This window comes from Streptomyces sp. NPDC057623 (assembly GCF_042800355.1).
GTDB lineage: Bacteria > Actinomycetota > Actinomycetes > Streptomycetales > Streptomycetaceae > Streptomyces.
Genome location: NZ_JBHVGZ010000021.1, coordinates 104,448 through 123,674 on the forward strand (window position 1 = coordinate 104,448; position 19,227 = coordinate 123,674).

At 67.4% G+C, this 19,227-nt stretch carries 16 protein-coding genes; 8 read left to right on the forward strand and 8 right to left on the reverse strand.

The features are described from left to right. Positions 1–71: 71 nt before the first annotated feature. Together ACFU95_RS22510 and ACFU95_RS22515 are read right to left on the reverse strand one after the other, a co-directional pair. Positions 72–1,169, reverse strand: coding sequence for a ParB/RepB/Spo0J family partition protein (locus ACFU95_RS22510; RefSeq protein ID WP_383830361.1), 1,098 nt, complete (start codon positions 1,167–1,169; stop codon positions 72–74). Next, entirely contained in the window at positions 1,166–2,239 is a 1,074-nt protein-coding gene (locus ACFU95_RS22515) for a ParA family protein (RefSeq protein ID WP_383830472.1), read from the reverse strand. Before ACFU95_RS22515 ends, ACFU95_RS22510 begins: the two co-directional genes overlap by 4 nt. A gap of 583 nt (positions 2,240–2,822) precedes the next feature. Here ACFU95_RS22515 and ACFU95_RS22520 point away from each other — a divergent pair. Further along, positions 2,823–3,164, forward strand: a complete 342-nt coding sequence (locus ACFU95_RS22520; RefSeq protein WP_383830364.1) for a hypothetical protein — start codon at positions 2,823–2,825, stop codon at positions 3,162–3,164. Between the two features lie 121 nt (positions 3,165–3,285). On the opposite strand, the gene rsmG is transcribed toward ACFU95_RS22520, so the two are convergent. From rsmG to rpmH, 6 genes are all read right to left on the reverse strand, one after another. Continuing rightward, positions 3,286–4,002 carry a 16S rRNA (guanine(527)-N(7))-methyltransferase RsmG gene (gene rsmG / locus ACFU95_RS22525; protein WP_383830367.1) on the reverse strand — a complete coding sequence of 239 codons (717 nt, stop codon included), beginning with the start codon at positions 4,000–4,002 and terminating at the stop codon, positions 3,286–3,288. Positions 4,003–4,117: 115 nt separating this feature from the next. After that, complete coding sequence (locus ACFU95_RS22530; protein WP_383830370.1) at positions 4,118–4,627, reverse strand: protein jag; 510 nt, start codon at positions 4,625–4,627, stop codon at positions 4,118–4,120. Between the two features lie 15 nt (positions 4,628–4,642). Further along, positions 4,643–5,914 (reverse strand): membrane protein insertase YidC, encoded by a 1,272-nt coding sequence (gene yidC / locus ACFU95_RS22535; protein WP_383830373.1) that lies wholly within the window; start codon positions 5,912–5,914, stop codon positions 4,643–4,645. A gap of 3 nt (positions 5,915–5,917) precedes the next feature. Further along, entirely contained in the window at positions 5,918–6,271 is a 354-nt protein-coding gene (gene yidD / locus ACFU95_RS22540) for a membrane protein insertion efficiency factor YidD (protein WP_048581443.1), read from the reverse strand. Next, positions 6,268–6,639, reverse strand: a complete 372-nt coding sequence (gene rnpA / locus ACFU95_RS22545; RefSeq protein WP_345015364.1) for a ribonuclease P protein component — start codon at positions 6,637–6,639, stop codon at positions 6,268–6,270. The genes yidD and rnpA overlap by 4 nt, the downstream gene beginning before the upstream one ends. Before the next feature lie 21 nt (positions 6,640–6,660). Further along, the gene (gene rpmH, locus ACFU95_RS22550; RefSeq protein WP_005482975.1) at positions 6,661–6,798 is read right to left on the reverse strand and encodes a 50S ribosomal protein L34; all 138 of its coding nucleotides are present in this window, start codon (positions 6,796–6,798) and stop codon (positions 6,661–6,663) included. A gap of 383 nt (positions 6,799–7,181) precedes the next feature. On the opposite strand from rpmH, the gene dnaA reads away from it, so the two are divergent. The 7 genes from dnaA to gyrA all read left to right on the forward strand — a co-directional run bounded on the left by dnaA (position 7,182) and on the right by gyrA (position 19,223). Beyond that, positions 7,182–9,098 (forward strand): chromosomal replication initiator protein DnaA, encoded by a 1,917-nt coding sequence (gene dnaA, locus ACFU95_RS22555; RefSeq protein WP_383830378.1) that lies wholly within the window; start codon positions 7,182–7,184, stop codon positions 9,096–9,098. Between the two features lie 892 nt (positions 9,099–9,990). Continuing rightward, a complete protein-coding gene (gene dnaN, locus ACFU95_RS22560) occupies positions 9,991–11,121 on the forward strand; it encodes a DNA polymerase III subunit beta (RefSeq protein ID WP_030049463.1) in 1,131 nt (376 codons plus the stop codon). A gap of 204 nt (positions 11,122–11,325) precedes the next feature. After that, positions 11,326–12,201 (forward strand): phosphogluconate dehydrogenase (NAD(+)-dependent, decarboxylating), encoded by an 876-nt coding sequence (gene gnd, locus ACFU95_RS22565; RefSeq protein ID WP_383830381.1) that lies wholly within the window; start codon positions 11,326–11,328, stop codon positions 12,199–12,201. A gap of 140 nt (positions 12,202–12,341) precedes the next feature. Then, positions 12,342–13,463 carry a DNA replication/repair protein RecF gene (gene recF, locus ACFU95_RS22570; protein WP_383830384.1) on the forward strand — a complete coding sequence of 374 codons (1,122 nt, stop codon included), beginning with the start codon at positions 12,342–12,344 and terminating at the stop codon, positions 13,461–13,463. Further along, positions 13,460–14,023: a DUF721 domain-containing protein gene (locus tag ACFU95_RS22575; RefSeq protein WP_383830388.1), complete on the forward strand. Its 564-nt coding sequence runs from the start codon at positions 13,460–13,462 to the stop codon at positions 14,021–14,023. The genes recF and ACFU95_RS22575 overlap by 4 nt, the downstream gene beginning before the upstream one ends. Before the next feature lie 505 nt (positions 14,024–14,528). Next, entirely contained in the window at positions 14,529–16,589 is a 2,061-nt protein-coding gene (gene gyrB, locus ACFU95_RS22580) for a DNA topoisomerase (ATP-hydrolyzing) subunit B (protein WP_383830391.1), read from the forward strand. A gap of 42 nt (positions 16,590–16,631) precedes the next feature. Then, positions 16,632–19,223 (forward strand): DNA gyrase subunit A, encoded by a 2,592-nt coding sequence (gene gyrA, locus ACFU95_RS22585; RefSeq protein WP_383830394.1) that lies wholly within the window; start codon positions 16,632–16,634, stop codon positions 19,221–19,223. The last annotated feature ends 4 nt before the right edge of the window (positions 19,224–19,227 follow it).

Consider the following 19,227-nt stretch of genomic DNA (forward strand, 5'->3'; position numbering starts at 1 on the left):
GGGCCGTGTTCCGGTACACACCGGACACGGCCCGCGTAGGGGGCCAGGAAGGAACCCCGGCCGACCGAGCCTCAGAGCTCGTCTTCGTCCACGTCACTGTCCAGGAGACTCCTCTGGAGCGCCAGCTTCTCGCCCGGGGCGAGCGTGCTGAGGATCCGCTCAAGGTCGTCCGGAGAAGCGAACTCGACGGTGATCTTGCCCTTCTTCTGGCCCAGTTCGACCTTCACGCGCGTCTCGAAGCGATCCGAGAGCCGGGTCGCGAGGTCGGACAGTGCCGGGGAGGGAACGGAACCGGCTCGCGGCCCCCTGGAGCGCTGGGCCTTCTGCGGCCGGGAGCCCATCAGGGTCACGATCTCTTCGACGGAGCGAACCGAGAGCCCCTCGGCCACCACTCGGTACGCCAGCCGCTCCTGCTCCTCCGGGTCGTCGACGGAGAGAAGCGCCCGCGCATGCCCGGCGGAGAGCACACCGGCGGCCACCCGGTTCTGCACCTTGGGCGAAAGCTTCAGCAGACGCAGAGTGTTGGAAACCTGCGGGCGAGAACGGCCGATGCGGTCTGCCAGCTGGTCGTGCGTGCAGTTGAAGTCCTTCAGCAGCTGATCGTAGGCAGCCGCCTCTTCGATGGGATTCAGCTGAGCGCGGTGCAGGTTCTCCAGGAGGGCGTCCAGGAGAAGCTTCTCGTCGTCCGTGGCCCGCACGATCGCCGGGATGACGTCGAGGCCGGCCTCACGGCAAGCCCGCCAGCGCCGCTCGCCCATGATGAGCTCGTAGCGTGCGTTGCCGATCTGCCGTACGACGATCGGCTGGAGGAGCCCGACCTCCTGGATGGAGGTGACGAGTTCCTGCAGCGCGTCCTCGTCGAAGACCTCACGCGGCTGCCTCGGGTTGGGCGTGATCGCGTCGAGGGGGATTTCCGCGAAGTGGGCGCCCATGGGAGGTGCGGGCGTCTCGACAGCGCCGTTGAGCGCCGGCTCCTCGGTTTCATGTGAAACCGGCGGCAGCGTCGCCACCTTGGCAGCGGCCACGCCACGGTCACTCAGCACCGGTACAGCGGCTGGGGACGCGGAAGCAGCGCCTCCCATCGCAGCCGGAGGCACCGTCTTCTCCGTCGGTGCAGCAGGGATCAGTGCGCCGAGACCACGGCCCAAACCCCTCCGTCGCTCGCTCACTGGATGCCCTCCGCCATACTCGGGTTGCTCTGGGCGCCGAAGTGAGCGTGCGTCGGGTCGTAATTGACGCCGACACCCTTCAGCGCGATTTCTCGTGCCGCCTCAAGATACGACAGGGCACCGCTGGATCCTGGATCGTAAGTCAGCACCGTCTGGCCATAGCTCGGCGCCTCGGAGATACGGACCGAGCGGGGAATGCTCGTCCGTAGCACCTCGTCGCCGAAGTGGGTCCGTACTTCATCCGCGACCTGGGAGGCTAGGCGCGTACGGCCGTCGTACATGGTGAGCAGGATCGTCGAGACGTGCAGCGTGGGGTTGAGGTGACCCCGCACCAGGTCGACGTTGCGCAGCAGCTGGCCCAGGCCCTCCAGCGCGTAGTACTCGCACTGGATCGGGATCAGGACCTCCTGGCCGGCCACCAGCGCGTTGACCGTCAACAGGCCGAGCGAGGGCGGGCAGTCGATGAGGATGTAGTCCAGCGGCTGTTCGTATGCCTGGATAGCCCGCTGCAGACGACTCTCGCGTGCCACCAGGGACACCAGCTCGATCTCCGCACCGGCGAGATCGATCGTGGCGGGTGCACAGAAGAGGCCCTCGACATCGGGGACCGGCTGAACGACTTCCGCGAGCGGCTTGCTCTCGACCAACACGTCGTAGATGGAGGGAACCTCCGCGTGGTGATCGATCCCCAGGGCAGTGGACGCGTTGCCCTGCGGGTCGAGGTCGATGACCAGCACCCGGCCGCCATGAAGGGCCAGCGAGGCGGCAAGGTTGACGGTCGTCGTCGTCTTGCCCACGCCCCCCTTCTGGTTGGCGACCACCATGACGCGGGTCTGCTCGGGCCGCGGCAGGCCCTCGCCGGCGCGGCCTAGAGCCTCCACCGCCAGTTGGGCAGCACGACCGATGGGAGTGTCGTCCATCGGGGGCGGTGTTTCACGTGAAACATCCTCCCCCATCGACTCGGTACGGGGACCGGGGACCGGATCGGTCATCGGTCCCGCGATGTTGGCGTCGGACCGCAAGGATTCACTCTCCTCGACTTCAGGCTCGCAATGAACAGAGCCTCCCATGCCTTCGGGGTCGTGAACCAGTGAGGCCTGGTGTTCTGTGGAGAAATCCACCTCTGTGGACAACTCCGTGCCCCCCAGGAGGGACGGAGCACCACCAGGAGCCCCCTCTCTGAGAGAACCGAGGGGCTTTCGATCTCTGGGTTCGGCCGCGGCGCGGCCGCGACCGATGATGCCGTGCAGCAATGAGCGACGTTTCACGTGAAACACGATGCCAGCGTCATCCCGAAATACTTCACGACACTCCACCCTGAGTAGTTTTGTACCCTTTTACGGAGTACACCCTGAGCATCGGCAGAGTGTCACTATCCCCACCCGGCTGTCCCAGATGAGACCTCCGCCACAGCCGGCACCCCCACGCAGGGCTGGACGATAGCGATCTTTCCGGAAGAAACGCCCTCACGCCATACAGCCCAAATACCCCTCAAGGGATTTATCGTGAGGATTTCACCACCTAATCAACGAGGTAGGGTGTGAAATGAATCGGGGGCGCCGGATGTCGACCAATCCGGCACAATTTTCGGAAGTACATTCGCGCGCTCTCCGCTTCATTGAATTGACCAAGAAAAGCATTACGGGGAGCACCATGAAGACCAGGAATGTCGCGCGCACGGCTGCCGTTATCATCGGCATCGGAATGCTGAGCGCCACCACGCCGGCCTTCGCCGACCAGGACGTCAAGGCCATCTGGGGACAGGCCTACCGCACCAACGGTGACCACGGCGTTGCCGCCGTCAAGGACCTGGCCGACGACGACAACGAGGTCTACGTGCAGTACACGCGCAGCGGCCACGGAAGCAAGATTTTCACCCTGTGGAACAAGAAGGGCAAGGGCACCACGACCTACAGTGGTGACGGCGGCACGGTGACCATCAAGAGGGTCTGCCGCTCCATCTCCCTGGCCTCGGACTACTGCGTCGAGCGGTAAATTCGGAGCCTGCTGACAAGCGGTCCGGAAACACGTAAAAAGAGGTGCCTTTCCCGCGGGATAACCCTGGGGGAAAGGCACCTCTTTTTCGCAGAATTCGATACCCGGTGTCTGGCCTCGCTCAGCGCCTGCGCCGCGCCCGGCTCGGCCGGGCCGCCTTCGCACGCTTCGCCGCGAAACGCACACCTCCCGGGCTCTCCCCGACCTCCACGCGGACGACGGTGGACATCGGATCCACCAGTCCCTCGCCCACATGCAGGATGGACGTCTCCACAGCACCGAGTTTGCTCAGCGCCGTGGCCGCGCTCTTGAGCTCCTCCTCGGCGGTGTCGCCCTTGAGGGCGAGCATCTCGCCGTACGGTCGCAGCAGAGGAATGCCCCACGTGGCCAGTCGGTCCAGCGGTGCCACGGCTCGCGCGGTGACCACATGCACCGGTGTCAGCTTCCCCATGACCTCCTCGGCACGGCCCCGCACCACCGTCACGTGATCGAGGCCCAACAGTTCCACGACCTCGGTCAGGAAGTTGGTGCGCCGGAGCAGTGGCTCAAGCAGGGTGATCTTCAGGTCCTCCCGGACGAGGGCCAGAGGAATGCCGGGCAGTCCGGCGCCCGAGCCGACATCGCACACCGTCACCCCCTCCGGTACGACCTCGGAGAGCACCGCGCAGTTCAAGAGGTGCCGCTCCCACAGGCGGGGCACCTCACGCGGGCCGATCAGACCGCGCTGCACACCCGCCTCGGCGAGCAGCTCGGCGTAGCGGACCGCATCACCGTAGCGATCGCCGAACACCTCACGTGCCTGCTCGGGCACAGGGGGAAGCTCCGCTGCCTCCGTCACGGGGGACCGTCCTTCCGTACGCACCGGCGCACCGAGCGCCGACACCAGAACCACCAGGCTGACAAAGTTCGGCCCCGCCTGCGGGCAGACGGGGCCGGGGGAACGAACGGGCCGATCAGGCGGGGAGCACGACGACGAACCGCTGCGGTTCCTCGCCCTCGGACTCGCTGCGCAGGCCCGCGGACTTGACCGCGTCGTGCACGACCTTGCGCTCGAACGGCGTCATCGGGTTCAGCTTCACGGGCTCGCCCGTGTTCTTGACCTCAGCGGCTGCCTTGGCGCCCAGCTCGGAAAGCTCGGCACGCTTCTTGGCCCGGTAGCCCGCGATGTCCAGCATCAGCCGGCTGCGGTCCCCGGTCTCCCGGTGTACGGCCAGGCGCGTGAGCTCCTGGAGTGCCTCCAGCACCTCGCCGTCACGCCCGACCAGCTTCTGCAGGTCTCGGCCGCCCGCGTCGCTGATGATCGAGACAGCGGCGCGGTCGGCCTCGACGTCCATGTCGATGTCGCCGTCGAGATCGGCGATGTCGAGCAGACCCTCGAGGTAGTCCGCCGCGATCTCGCCCTCCTGCTCCAGGCGGGTCAGGGTGTCTGCACCCTCGGCAGCGGAGGTGGTGCCTTCCGTCACGGGATGGGCTCCTTCTTACTTCTTGGACGGGGACTTGGGGCGCTGCGGGCCGCCCTTGCGCTGCCCGGACTGGGCCTTGCTGCGAGTGCTGCCGCCGGACTTCTGAGCGGCGTTCTTGGCAGCGCCGGGCTGGGTGTCCTCGGGCTCGTCGGCCTTCTGGAGCGAGGTGGTCGGCTCACCGGCCTGCTTCGCACTGCCGGACTGGCGCTGGGACTTGCTCTGCCGCTTCGGCTGCTGACGCTTGGGGGCACCAGCCGTGGTCGGCGTACCGTCCTCGGCCACGGTGGCGACAGAGCTCTCTCCCTGCACCACACTGCCGTCGGCCTGCGCCGCGAGACCCGCCTTGGTCAGGCCGTTGATGAACTTGCGCTCGTACTCGTTGCGGTCCCGGCCCTTGGCGACGATGGCCTTGACGATGACACGCTCGCTGCGCTTACGGGCCTTGCCGTGCTGCGTGACGTGCTTGGTGAGCCGCTCCAGGTACGCGGCCTGGGCCTTGGAACCCGGAGTCGGGTTGTTGCGGATGACGTACATCTGCTGGCCCATCGTCCACACGTTGGTGGTCAGCCAGTAGACCAGGACACCGACGGGGAAGTTGATGCCGAAGACGGCGAACATGACCGGGAAGACGTACATCAGCATCTTCTGCTGCTGCATGAACGGCGTCTTCACCGTGGTGTCGACGTTCTTCGTCATCAGCTGGCGCTGCGTGTAGAACTGCGACGCCGACATCAGGACGATCATGACCGCGGTGACGATCCGGACCGTGGTCAGCGAGGCTTCGAGCGCCGCGACGTCCGCGGAGCTGTCGGTGAACTTCGCGGCCAGCGGGGCCCCGAAGATGTGTGCCTTCTGCGCGCTCTCCAGCAGGCTCTGGTTGATGACACCGATGGTGTCGTTATTGGCGATGCTGTTGAGCACGTGGTACAGGGCGAAGAAGAACGGCGACTGCGCCAGGATGGGAAGGCACGAGGAGAGCGGGTTGGTGCCCGTCTCCTTGTACAGCTTCATCATCTCTTCGGACTGACGCTGCTTGTCGTTCTTGTAGCGCTCCTGGATCTTCTTCATCTCGGGCTGGAGCGTCTGCATGGCCCGGGTCGCCTTGATCTGCTTCACGAAGAGCGGGATCAGGCAGATACGGATCAGGATCACCAAGGACACGATGGACAGGCCCCAGGCCCACCCGGTGTTCTCGCCGAAAATGGCGCCGTACACCTTGTGGAACTGGACGATGACCCATGAGACGGGTGTCGTGATGAAGCTGAAGAGGCTGGCAATCGTGTCCACTAATCATGCTCCTTGGGCATGGGGCGAGGTCTCTGCGGCCGGGCCCGAAGGAACATTCTCCTCGGTGGCCGTTTCGGCGGCGGAGGGCCCGCCCTTGCGTGCGCGCCAAGCGTTGCGCAGCAACTCGTGCCACCGCGGGCGCTTGCGTGGCGGGACATGGTCCACACCGCCCAGCGACCACGGATTGCACCGTAGGATGCGCCAGGCTGTGAGCGCCGTGCCCTTGATCGCACCGTGCCGGTCGATCGCCGTGTAGCCGTAATGGGAACACGACGGGTAGTACTTGCACACCGGCCCGAGCAGCGGACTGATCGTCCACTGGTACAGCTTGATCAGAGCCAGCAATGGGTACTTCATCGCGCGCCCCCTCCCAGGAGCCGCTGCAAAGCGGCGTCCAGGTCTCGGGCCAGCTGTGCATGGTCGGCGTCACCCGCACCGGGCAGCGCTCGTACGACTACCAGGCTACCGGGGGGCAGCTGGTCGACTCGGTCGCGCATCAGATGGCGAAGCCTGCGCTTCACCTTGTTCCGTACGACCGCGCCGCCCACAGCCTTGCTCACGACGAAACCCGCACGCGTCGGGGGAGCGCTCTCCCCAGGCGCGTGCGGGTCCGTGGCACCGCTACGAAGATGGACGACGAGGTGCTGGCGTCCTGCCCTGCGTCCTCGTCGTACCGCGGTCGCGAAGTCCTCGCGCCGCCTCAGCCGGTTCTCGGTGGGCAGCACGATGTCATGACCTGATCGGAATCAGGCGGACAGGCTGGCGCGACCCTTGCTGCGACGGTTCGCGAGAATCGCGCGGCCGGCACGGGTGCGCATCCGCAGGCGGAAGCCGTGGGTCTTCGCGCGACGACGGTTGTTCGGCTGGAAGGTGCGCTTGCTCACTCGGGGGCTCCAGAAAGAAATCGGTGTTGGCGGGTGCCGTCCTGGCTGTCACCGTGCGCCCACGAGGTAGCTCGCGTTACGCCCGAGTGCACCGCTTCCCGATCACCCGAGGCGATCTGTGCCCATCGGAGGCAGGCGGCAGCAGCCATCGACAACTCGACCTGGTTACGGTACGCGCGGCTACGCCATCCGGTCAAACCAGAGGTCACGGGGAGACACTATCCACAGGCTGGGGACAACAACTTGAACCGCACCCGCCGCCCTGACTACCGTGACTGAACTCCGATTCGTTGCCTTGTCCCCTTGATTCTGGCTCCACCACTTTTGAATCCCGACCCGTCCCACCATCACACGTTCGTGGGACCCGTGAGAGAGCGTGCCCTGTGGCTGACGTACCTGCCGATCTTGCCGCAGTGTGGCCACGAGTACTCGAGCAGCTTCTCGGTGAGGGCCGCGGGCAGGGCGTCGAGGTGAAGGACGAGCACTGGATCCGCCGCTGCCAGCCGCTCGCGCTGGTCGCCGACACCGCTCTGCTCGCCGTGCCGAACGAATTCGCGAAGGGCGTACTGGAGGGCCGTCTGGCCCCGATCGTCAGCGAGACCCTGAGCCGCGAGTGCGGCCGCCCGATCCGCATCGCGATCACCGTCGACGACTCCGCCGGGGAGCCCCCGGCCCCGCCGGCGCCCCCTGCCCCGCTCCAGCCGCGCTACGAGGAGCCCGAACTCCCCTCGTACGACGGCTACGGCCGCCACCGCGCCGACGACCGCGGGAGCGCACCCAACGACCCGCTGCCCACCGCCCGCCCGGCCTACCCGAGCGAGTACCAGCGCCCCGAGCCCGGCCCCGGCAGCTGGCCCCGCCCGCCGCAGGACGAGTACGGCTGGCAGCAACAGCGACTCGGCTTCCCGGAGCGGGACCCTTACGCATCGCCGTCACAGGACTCCTACGCACAGGACTCCTACGGCGCGCCCTCCCAGGACTACCGCCCGCAGCCGATGGAGCGGCCGTCGTACGACGGGCACCGCCCCGACTACGAGCAGCACCGTCCTGACTACGAGCAGCACCGCCCCGAGTACGAGCAGAAGCGGCCGGACTACGACCAGCCGCGCTCCGACTACGACCGCGACGCCCGCCGCGACCGGCCCGAGCCGCCGTCCGGCTCCGGCCATGTGCACCGAGGCGGCCCCGTCGGCTCGAACCTGCCGACCACCGGCGCCCCCGGACCGCTGGCAGCGCAGCCCGCGCCGGCGCCCGGGCCCGGTGAGCCGACCGCCCGCCTGAACCCGAAGTACCTCTTCGACACGTTCGTCATCGGCGCGTCCAACCGCTTCGCGCACGCGGCAGCGGTGGCGGTCGCCGAGGCACCCGCGAAGGCGTACAACCCCCTCTTCATCTACGGGGAGTCGGGGCTCGGCAAGACGCACCTGCTGCACGCGATCGGGCACTACGCGCGCAGCCTGTATCCCGGCACGCGCGTGCGCTACGTGAGCTCGGAGGAGTTCACCAACGAGTTCATCAACTCCATCCGCGACGGCAAGGGCGACAGCTTCCGCAAGCGCTACCGCGAGATGGACATCCTGCTCGTCGACGACATCCAGTTCCTGGCGGACAAGGAGTCGACGCAGGAGGAGTTCTTCCACACCTTCAACACGCTCCACAACGCGAACAAGCAGATCGTGCTCTCCAGCGACCGGCCGCCGAAGCAGCTGGTCACGCTGGAGGACCGGCTGAGGAACCGTTTCGAGTGGGGTCTGATCACCGACGTCCAGCCGCCCGAGCTGGAGACGCGCATCGCGATCCTCCGCAAGAAGGCCGTCCAGGAGCAGCTCAACGCCCCGCCGGAGGTACTGGAGTTCATCGCCTCCCGCATCTCGCGCAACATCCGCGAGCTGGAGGGCGCGCTGATCCGGGTCACGGCGTTCGCGTCGCTGAACCGGCAGCCGGTGGACCTCGGGCTCACGGAGATCGTCCTCAAGGACCTGATCCCCGGCGGCGACGACGCGACGCCCGAGATCACCTCGACGGCCATCATGAGCGCGACCGCCGACTACTTCGGCCTCACCGTCGAGGACCTGTGCGGCAGCTCCCGCGGCCGCCAGCTCGTCACGGCCCGCCAGATCGCCATGTACCTGTGCCGCGAGCTGACGGACCTCTCACTGCCGAAGATCGGCGCGCTGTTCGGCGGCCGCGACCACACCACGGTGATGCACGCCGACCGCAAGATCCGCAATCTGATGGCCGAGCGGCGCTCCATCTACAACCAGGTCACCGAGCTGACGAACCGCATCAAGAACGGCTGACAGAGCCGGCCGACGAGCGGCCGGAAGAGCCGTCGTACGACGCCGAGGGCGCCCCCGGAGCAGGTTCCGGGGGCGCCCTTCGTCATGCCGCGACCGAACGTCCGGACACCGGCTGTTCGATTACCTGCCAGGTTACGGCCACTCTCCACAGATTCGGTGACTTTCTCGCGTCCACACCCTGGGGACTGGGAAGTTGTCCAGACTGTGTCCACAGCGCTCCCTGCTGAGAGACCATCAGAGCAGGTCAACTGCATGTGGATTCGTGGACGAACGATCTCCACAGGCTGTGGACAGCGAAAAGATCCACAGGCTGTGCATCAAGTTGTCCACCGGCAACCCACAGGATGAGGCCGGTTGTCCCCAGCGATTCCCGGCTTCTCCACATCGCTGTCCACTGTTCGGCAACGCGACGCGCCTTCTCACCGGCCCGAGTGAAAGGCGTCACACGAAGGTGCCGGGTTGGCCTGTGGGAAAGGTGGGTAAAGCTGGGGACGGCGCTGGGGAGAAGTCGCCTCGGTCTGTGCACGGGGTGTGCAGAACTTTCTGTTCTCCACAGATACGCCCGGTTGTCCACCGCCGTCACCCACAGGCCCCGTGGACAAAATCTCCGGCCTGAGCTGGGAAAACGAGGTTATCCACGGTATCCACAGGCCCTACTACTACTCCCAACTAGAGAGAGCTGGGAATCCGTTTCGAAGTGGGTCCTGTGCACAACTCGCTGTCCGGCTCCCGGCTGCCCCTCGTCACGACTTGACCCCGAGAGGCACCTACTGTCAGTGGGGTGCGTCAGACTGTTCCCGGTGTCCTTCCCCTCACTGGGGCCGACGACACCGAGACAGACGACGAAGCCAGGCAGGCCGAGAAGCGCCGGCAACAGCAGGAGGCGGCAACAGTGAAGATCCGGGTGGAACGCGACGTACTCGCGGAGGCCGTGGCCTGGGCGGCGCGCAGCCTCCCGGCCCGTCCGCCGGCGCCGGTCCTCGCCGGCCTCCTCCTCAAGGCCGAGGACGGCCAGCTGAGCCTGTCCAGCTTCGACTACGAGGTCTCCGCGCGTGTGTCCGTGGAGACCGAGGTCGACGAGGAGGGCACGGTCCTGGTCTCCGGCCGCCTGCTGGCGGACATCTGCCGCGCTCTCCCCAACCGGCCGGTGGAGATTTCCACAGACGGTGTACGGGCGACCGTGGTCTGCGGCTCCTCGCGGTTCACACTCCACACCCTGCCTGTGGAGGAGTACCCGGCGCTGCCGCAGATGCCGACCGCGACCGGCACCGTGCCCGGTGAGGTCTTCGCCTCCGCCGCCGCCCAGGTCGCCATCGCGGCCGGCCGTGACGACACGCTGCCCGTCCTCACCGGCGTGCGCATCGAGATCGAGGGCGACACGGTGACGCTGGCGTCCACCGACCGCTACCGCTTCGCGGTCCGCGAGTTCCTGTGGAAGCCGGAGAACCCGGAGGCCTCGGCGGTCGCCCTGGTCCCCGCCAAGACGCTCCTGGACACCGCCAAGGCGCTCACCAGCGGTGACAGCGTCACGCTGGCGCTGTCCGGCTCGGGTGCGGGCGAGGGCCTGATCGGTTTCGAGGGCGCCGGTCGTCGCACGACGACCCGTCTTCTGGAAGGCGACCTCCCGAAGTACCGCTCACTGTTCCCGACGGAGTTCAACTCCGTGGCTGTCATCGAGACCGCCCCCTTCGTGGAGGCCGTCAAGCGTGTGGCGCTGGTCGCCGAGCGGAACACCCCGGTGCGGCTCAGCTTCGAGCAGGGTGTGCTCATCCTGGAGGCCGGTTCCAGCGACGACGCACAGGCTGTGGAGAGGGTCGACGCGCAGCTGGAGGGCGACGACGTGTCGATCGCCTTCAACCCGACCTTCCTGCTGGACGGCCTCAGCGCCATCGACTCCCCGGTGGCCCAGCTGTCCTTCACGACGTCCACGAAGCCCGCGCTGCTCAGCGGCAAGCCGGCGCTGGACGCCGAGGCGGACGAGGCCTACAAGTACCTGATCATGCCGGTGCGGCTGAGCGGCTGAGCGGCTGCCGCCGGCGCCGTAGTTGTCCACAGCGTCCCCAGGCTCGGTGGATCACCGAGCCTGGGGACGATCTGTTGGATGAAGCCGCAGGTGACGGCGTACGTATGAGCGCCTATGCCCACGGATGTGCGCGTGCGTCCGGGTTTAGGGTCGTACCTGGGTACGCAGGTGCCCGACACGCCACAGCAACCTAAGGAACAACTGATGGAGCTCGGTCTCGTCGGCCTCGGCAAGATGGGCGGCAACATGCGCGAGCGGATACGCCGCGCGGGCCACACCGTCGTCGGATACGACCGCAACGCGGACCTCGCGGACGTCCACAGCCTGGAAGAGCTTGTGGGCAAGCTCCCCGGGCCGCGCGTGGTCTGGGTGATGGTCCCGGCCGGTGCCGCGACCCAGTCCACCATCGACGAGCTCGCCGAGCTGCTGGAGCCCGGTGACGTCGTGGTGGACGGCGGGAACTCCCGCTGGACGGACGACGAGCGGCACGCCGAGGAGCTGGCGGCCAAGGGCATCGGCTTCGTCGACTGCGGCGTCTCCGGCGGCGTCTGGGGCCTGGAGAACGGCTACGCGCTGATGTACGGCGGCGACGCGGAGAACGTCGCCAAGGTGCGGCCGTTCTTCGACGCCCTGAAGCCGGAGGGCGACTTCGGCGCCGTGCACGCCGGCAAGGTGGGCGCGGGCCACTTCGCCAAGATGGTCCACAACGGCATCGAGTACGCCATGATGCAGGCCTACGCCGAGGGCTGGGAGCTGCTGGAGAAGGTCGACTCCGTGACCGACGTCCGCGAGGTCTTCCGGTCCTGGCAGGAGGGCACGGTCATCCGCTCCTGGCTGCTGGACCTCGCGGTGAACGCCCTCGACGAGGACGAGCACCTGGACAGGCTCAGGGGTTTTGCACAGGACTCCGGCGAGGGACGCTGGACTGTGGAAGCCGCCATCGACCACGCGGTGCCGCTCCCGGCGATCACCGCGTCGCTGTTCGCGCGGTTCGCGTCCCGCCAGGACGACTCTCCGCAGATGAAGATGATCGCGGCGCTGCGGAACCAGTTCGGTGGCCACGCGGTCGAGTCGAAGTAACCGTCGGGAACGACCGGCGGAAACCAGAAGAAGTAATCCACACCCTGGGGATGGCACCCTGGCACCCTCGGGAGTGACCCGGTTGTCCACAACTGGGGAAAGTTTTTGAGCCACTTGTTGGGGGAGGTCGGCGAACGACCATGCACGTCACGCATCTGTCGCTGGCCGACTTCCGCTCGTACGCCCGGGTCGAAGTGCCGCTCGACCCGGGCGTCACCGCCTTCGTCGGTCCCAACGGCCAGGGCAAGACCAACCTCGTAGAGGCCGTCGGCTATCTCGCCACCCTCGGCAGCCATCGCGTCGCCTCCGACGCTCCCCTCGTCCGGATGGGCGCCGACCGGGCGATCATCCGGGCGCAGGTGCGGCAGGGCGAGCGACAGCAGCTGGTCGAACTGGAGCTCAACCCCGGCAAGTCCAATCGGGCCCGCATCAACAGGTCCTCGCAGGTCAGACCCCGTGACGTACTCGGGATCGTACGAACCGTCCTGTTCGCGCCCGAGGACCTCGCCCTGGTCAAGGGCGACCCCGGCGAGCGGCGCCGTTTCCTCGACGAGCTGATCACCGCCCGTTCCCCGCGCATGGCCGGTGTCCGCTCCGACTACGAGCGGGTGCTCAAGCAGCGCAACACCCTGCTGAAGTCGGCCGCGCTGGCCCGTCGGCACGGCGGCCGGTCCATGGACCTGTCCACCCTGGACGTCTGGGATCAGCATCTCGCGCGCGTGGGAGCCGAGTTGCTCGCCCAGCGACTCGATCTGATCGCCGCGATCCAGCCACTCGCCGACAAGGCGTACGAGCAGCTGGCCCCCGGCGGCGGCCCTGTCGCCCTGGACTACAAGCCGTCGGCTCCCGGCGAGGCGCACACGCGCGAGGACCTCTTCGAGCAGCTGATGGCGGCGCTCGCCGAGGCCCGCAAGCAGGAGATCGAGCGCGGCGTCACCCTCGTAGGCCCCCACCGAGACGATTTGCTTCTCAAACTCGGTCAGCTGCCCGCCAAGGGATACGCATCGCACGGCGAGTGCTGGTCCTACGCGCTGGCGCTGCGCCTGGCCTCCTACGACCTGCTGCGGGCCGAGGGCAACGAGCCGGTGCTCGTCCTCGACGATGTCTTCGCGGAGCTGGACACCCGGCGCCGCGAGCGCCTGGCCGAGCTGGTCGCGCCCGGCGAGCAGGTCCTGGTGACCGCCGCGGTCGACGACGACGTACCGCACGTACTGACGGGAGTGCGGTACGCGGTGGCCGAGGGGACAGTGGAGCGCGTATGAGCGAGATCCCGCCCCACGGCCCGTCCGGCAAGCCGTCCGAGAACGCCCCGAAGAAGACCCCCGAGCCGTCCGGCGTCGATCTCGCGCGCGTGGCGCTCAGGGCGGCCAAGGAGCAGGCACGCGCGCGTGGGGACGCGGCGCAGCAGAAGAAGCAGGCGCGGCGCGGCGGTCTGCGCTCCGGAGCGCGTGCGGACGGCCGCGACCCGATGGCGCTCGGCTCCGCCATTAACCGCTTGATCACCGAGCGGGGCTGGGAGACCCCGGCCGCGGTGGGCGGGGTGATGGGCCGCTGGCCGCAGATCGTCGGTGAGGACGTCGCCAATCACTGTGTGCCGGAGAAGTACGACGAGGACGAGCGGATCCTGGTCGTGCGCTGCGACTCGACGGCCTGGGCGACGAACCTGCGGCTGCTCGCCCCGACCCTGGTCGCCCGCCTCAACGAGGACCTCGGCCACGGCGCGGTGCGGCAGATCAGGGTGCAGGGCCCCGGCGGCCCCGCCCGTCGTTACGGTCCTCTGCGCGCGCCCGGTAGCACGGGGCCCGGCGACACCTACGGGTGACGGACGACAGGTGTCGGATGACGGGTGATCGGCCCGTCCGCGAAGGGTGGGCCGGGCCGGCCGGGCCGTCGTCACAGAGGTCCCCGAGGCCCCTTGAGCCACAGGTGACCGACATCACATCAGCAGTTGTCGGCGGTCCCGGAGCGGCGTCGGTGACCTGCTCGTCGTACCAGCGCACGGGGTTGCGCATCGCGACCTGACTCCGAAGTAGCCAAGGGTTGAAGGCCGGAAGCGCTGAGTGGCTCTGTGAGCCTCTTTGAGCCCCCATCCGTATATCGGGAGTCGGCGGAGGCAGGTTCAGGGCGGCACATGCGGACTCAGGTACCGGCAAACCCCCATCACTGTCGGCGCTACCGGTAGACTGGAGGCCAATCCCGCCCCAAACGTGGGGACCGTCCGGGAGAAGCTGAGCAACGCTGATCAAGGCTTACCAACGCAACATGCCGCAGCCGCTCCGGCAACCCGCCGGCGAGCCTGGCTAGTGCTGTGCCAGAAAGGGCGCTTCGTGGCCGATTCCGGCAACCCCAACGAGAACATCCCGTCCACCGACGCCGGCGCCAACGGCGCGGTCACCTCGTCGAACAGCGAGGTCACCGCCTCGTACGACGCCAGCGCCATCACCGTCCTCGAGGGTCTGGACGCGGTCCGCAAGCGACCCGGTATGTACATCGGCTCCACCGGTGAGCGCGGACTTCACCACCTGGTGCAGGAAGTCGTCGACAACTCCGTCGACGAGGCACTGGCCGGGCACGCGGACACGATCGACGTGACGATCCTCGCCGACGGCGGCGTTCGGGTCGTGGACAACGGCCGTGGCATCCCGGTGGGCATCGTGCCGTCCGAGGGCAAGCCGGCCGTCGAGGTCGTGCTGACCGTGCTGCACGCGGGCGGCAAGTTCGGCGGCGGCGGCTACGCGGTCTCCGGCGGTCTGCACGGCGTCGGCGTCTCCGTGGTGAACGCCCTGTCGACGAAGGTCGCCGTCGAGGTCAAGACCGACGGCCACCGCTGGACGCAGGACTACAAGCTCGGCGTCCCGACCGCTCCGCTCGCCCAGCACGAGGCCACCGAGGAGCACGGCACCTCGGTCACCTTCTGGGCCGACCCGGACATCTTCGAGACCACCGACTACTCCTTCGAGACGCTCTCACGGCGCTTCCAGGAGATGGCGTTCCTCAACAAGGGTCTGCGGATCAACCTCGCGGACGAGCGTGAGTCGGCGAAGGCCACGGCCGGTGCGGACGAGGCGGGCGAGGACGAGAAGCACGAGGTCAAGGCCGTCTCGTACCACTACGAGGGCGGCATCGTCGACTTCGTGAAGTACCTCAACTCCCGCAAGGGAGACCTGGTGCACCCCACCGTGATCGACCTGGAGGCCGAGGACAAGGACAAGCACCTGTCCCTCGAGGTCGCCATGCAGTGGAACGGCGGCTACACCGAGGGTGTGTACTCCTTCGCCAACATCATCCACACCCACGAGGGCGGTACCCACGAAGAGGGCTTCCGCGCCGCGCTGACCTCGCTGATCAACAAGTACGCGCGTGACAAGAAGCTGCTGCGCGAGAAGGACGACAACCTCACGGGTGACGACATCCGCGAGGGTCTGACCGCGATCATCTCGGTGAAGCTGAGTGAGCCGCAGTTCGAGGGCCAGACCAAGACCAAGCTGGGCAACACCGAGGTGAAGACCTTCGTCCAGAAGGTCGTCTACGAGCACCTCGCGGACTGGCTGGACCGGAACCCGAACGAGGCGGCGGACATCATCCGCAAGGGCATCCAGGCCGCCACCGCGCGCGTGGCGGCCCGCAAGGCCCGTGACCTGACGCGTCGTAAGGGCCTGCTGGAGACCGCGTCCCTGCCGGGCAAACTCTCCGACTGCCAGTCGAACGACCCCATCAAGTGCGAGATCTTCATCGTCGAGGGTGACTCCGCCGGCGGCTCGGCCAAGTCCGGCCGCAACCCCGAGTACCAGGCGATCCTCCCGATCCGCGGAAAGATCCTCAACGTCGAGAAGGCGCGGATCGACAAGATCCTCCAGAACCAGGAGATCCAGGCGCTGATCTCGGCCTTCGGTACGGGAGTCCACGAGGACTTCGACATCGAGAAGCTGCGCTATCACAAGATCATCCTGATGGCGGACGCCGACGTCGACGGCCAGCACATCAACACCCTGCTGCTGACCTTCCTGTTCCGCTTCATGCGGCCGCTGGTCGAGGCCGGGCACGTCTTCCTGTCCCGTCCCCCGCTCTACAAGATCAAGTGGGGCCGGGACGAGGTCGAGTACGCGTACTCCGACCGTGAGCGCGACGCCCTGCTCGAGATGGGCCGTCAGCGCGGCAAGCGGGTGCGCGAGGACTCGATCCAGCGCTTCAAGGGTCTCGGTGAGATGAACGCCGAGGAGCTGCGCATCACGACGATGGACCAGGAGCACCGCGTCCTCGGCCAGGTCACCCTCGACGACGCCGCCCAGGCCGACGACCTGTTCTCGGTCCTCATGGGCGAGGACGTCGAGGCACGCCGCCAGTTCATCCAGCGCAACGCCAAGGACGTCCGCTTCCTCGACATCTGAGTCGGTCTCAGCTGACCGCACCAGGAAGGACCTTCACCAGCAATGACCGACGAGAACACTCCCGTCACGCCTGACGAGGGACAGACTCTGCGTGTCGAGCCCGTCGGGCTCGAGACGGAGATGCAGCGCTCGTACCTCGACTACGCGATGTCCGTCATCGTCTCGCGTGCGCTGCCGGACGTCCGCGACGGCCTCAAGCCCGTCCACCGCCGCGTCCTGTACGCCATGTACGACGGCGGCTACCGCCCCGAGCGCGGCTTCTACAAGTGCGCGCGCGTGGTCGGCGACGTCATGGGCAACTACCACCCGCACGGCGACTCCTCGATCTACGACGCCCTGGTGCGTCTCGCCCAGCCGTGGTCGATGCGCATGCCGCTCGTCGACTCCAACGGCAACTTCGGCTCTCCGGGCAACGACCCGGCGGCGGCCATGCGCTACACCGAGTGCAAGATGGCGCCGCTGTCGATGGAGATGGTCCGTGACATCGACGAGGAGACCGTCGACTTCACGGACAACTACGACGGCCGCTCCCAGGAGCCGACCGTCCTGCCGGCCCGCTTCCCGAACCTGCTGATCAACGGCTCGGCCGGCATCGCGGTCGGCATGGCCACCAACATCCCGCCGCACAACCTCCGCGAGGTCGCGGCCGGCGCCCAGTGGTACCTGGAGAACCCGGAGGCCTCGCACGAGGAGCTCCTGGACGCCCTCATCGAGCGCATCAAGGGCCCCGACTTCCCGACCGGCGCCCTCGTCGTCGGCCGTAAGGGCATCGAAGAGGCGTACCGCACCGGCCGCGGCTCCATCACCATGCGCGCGGTCGTCGAGGTCGAGGAGATCCAGAACCGCCAGTGCCTGGTGGTCACGGAACTGCCGTACCAGACCAACCCCGACAACCTCGCGCAGAAGATCGCCGACCTGGTGAAGGACGGCAAGATCGGCGGCATCGCGGACGTCCGCGACGAGACGTCGTCGCGCACCGGTCAGCGCCTCGTCATCGTGCTGAAGCGCGACGCGGTCGCCAAGGTCGTGCTGAACAACCTCTACAAGCACACGGACCTGCAGTCGAACTTCGGCGCCAACATGCTGGCGCTCGTCGACGGCGTCCCGCGCACCCTCTCCCTGGACGCGTTCATCCGGCACTGGGTGACGCACCAGATCGAGGTCATCGTCCGCCGTACGAAGTTCCGCCTGCGCAAGGCCGAGGAGCGGGCGCACATCCTGCGCGGCCTGCTGAAGGCCCTGGACGCCATCGACGAGGTCATCGCGCTGATCCGGCGCAGCGACACCGTCGAGATCGCGCGCGGGGGCCTGATGGAGCTCCTGGAGATCGACGAGATCCAGGCCAACGCCATCCTCGAGATGCAGCTGCGCCGACTGGCCGCCCTGGAGCGCCAGAAGATCATCCAGGAGCACGACGAGCTCCAGGCGAAGATCACCGAGTACCAGGAGATCCTGGCCTCGCCGGTCCGCCAGCGCGGCATCGTCAGCGCGGAACTCGCCGCGATCGTCGAGAAGTACGGTGACGACCGCAAGACCATGCTGGTGCCCTACGACGGCGACATGTCCATCGAGGACCTGATCGCCGAGGAGGACATCGTCGTCACGGTCTCGCGCAGCGGCTACGTCAAGCGCACCAAGACCGTCGACTACCGGGCGCAGAAGCGCGGCGGCAAGGGCGTACGCGGCACGAAGCTGAAGGAAGACGACATCGTCGACCACTTCTTCGTCTCGACGACGCACCACTGGCTGCTGTTCTTCACCAACAAGGGCCGCGTGTACCGGGCCAAGGCGTACGAGCTTCCGGACGCCGGCCGTGACGCGCGTGGACAGCACGTGGCGAACCTGCTGGCCTTCCAGCCCGACGAGGCGATCGCCGAGATCCTCGCGATCCGCGACTACGAGGCGGTGCCGTACCTGGTGCTCGCCACGAAGGGCGGACTTGTGAAGAAGACGCCGCTGAAGGATTACGATTCGCCCCGCTCCGGCGGTGTGATCGCGATCAACCTGCGTGAGCGCGAGGACGGTTCCGACGACGAACTGATCGGCGCCGAACTCGTCTCGGCCGACGACGATCTGCTTCTGATCAGCAAGAAGGCGCAGTCGATCAGGTTCACGGCCACGGACGACTCGCTGCGCCCCATGGGGCGTGCCACCTCCGGTGTCAAGGGCATGAGCTTCCGCGAGGGAGACGAGCTGCTCTCGATGAATGTTGTTCGAACCGGTACGTTCGTGTTCACTGCCACCGACGGCGGGTACGCGAAGCGGACCCCCGTCGACGAGTACCGCGTCCAGGGTCGCGGTGGCCTCGGCATCAAGGCCGCCAAGATCGTCGAGGACCGCGGTTCGCTCGTCGGTGCGCTGGTGGTCGAGGAGACCGACGAGATCCTCGCCATCACGCTGGGCGGCGGTGTGATTCGCACGCGAGTCAACGAGGTCAGGGAGACGGGCCGTGACACCATGGGCGTCCAACTGATCAACCTGGGCAAGCGCGATGCCGTCGTCGGTATCGCACGTAACGCCGAGGCGGGACGCGAGGCGGAGGAGGTCGACGGCGACGTGGCCGTCGACGAGACCGCCGAGGGTGTCGCCGAGACCATCGGCACGGACGAGGGTGAGGCACCCTCGTCCGAGTAGCACG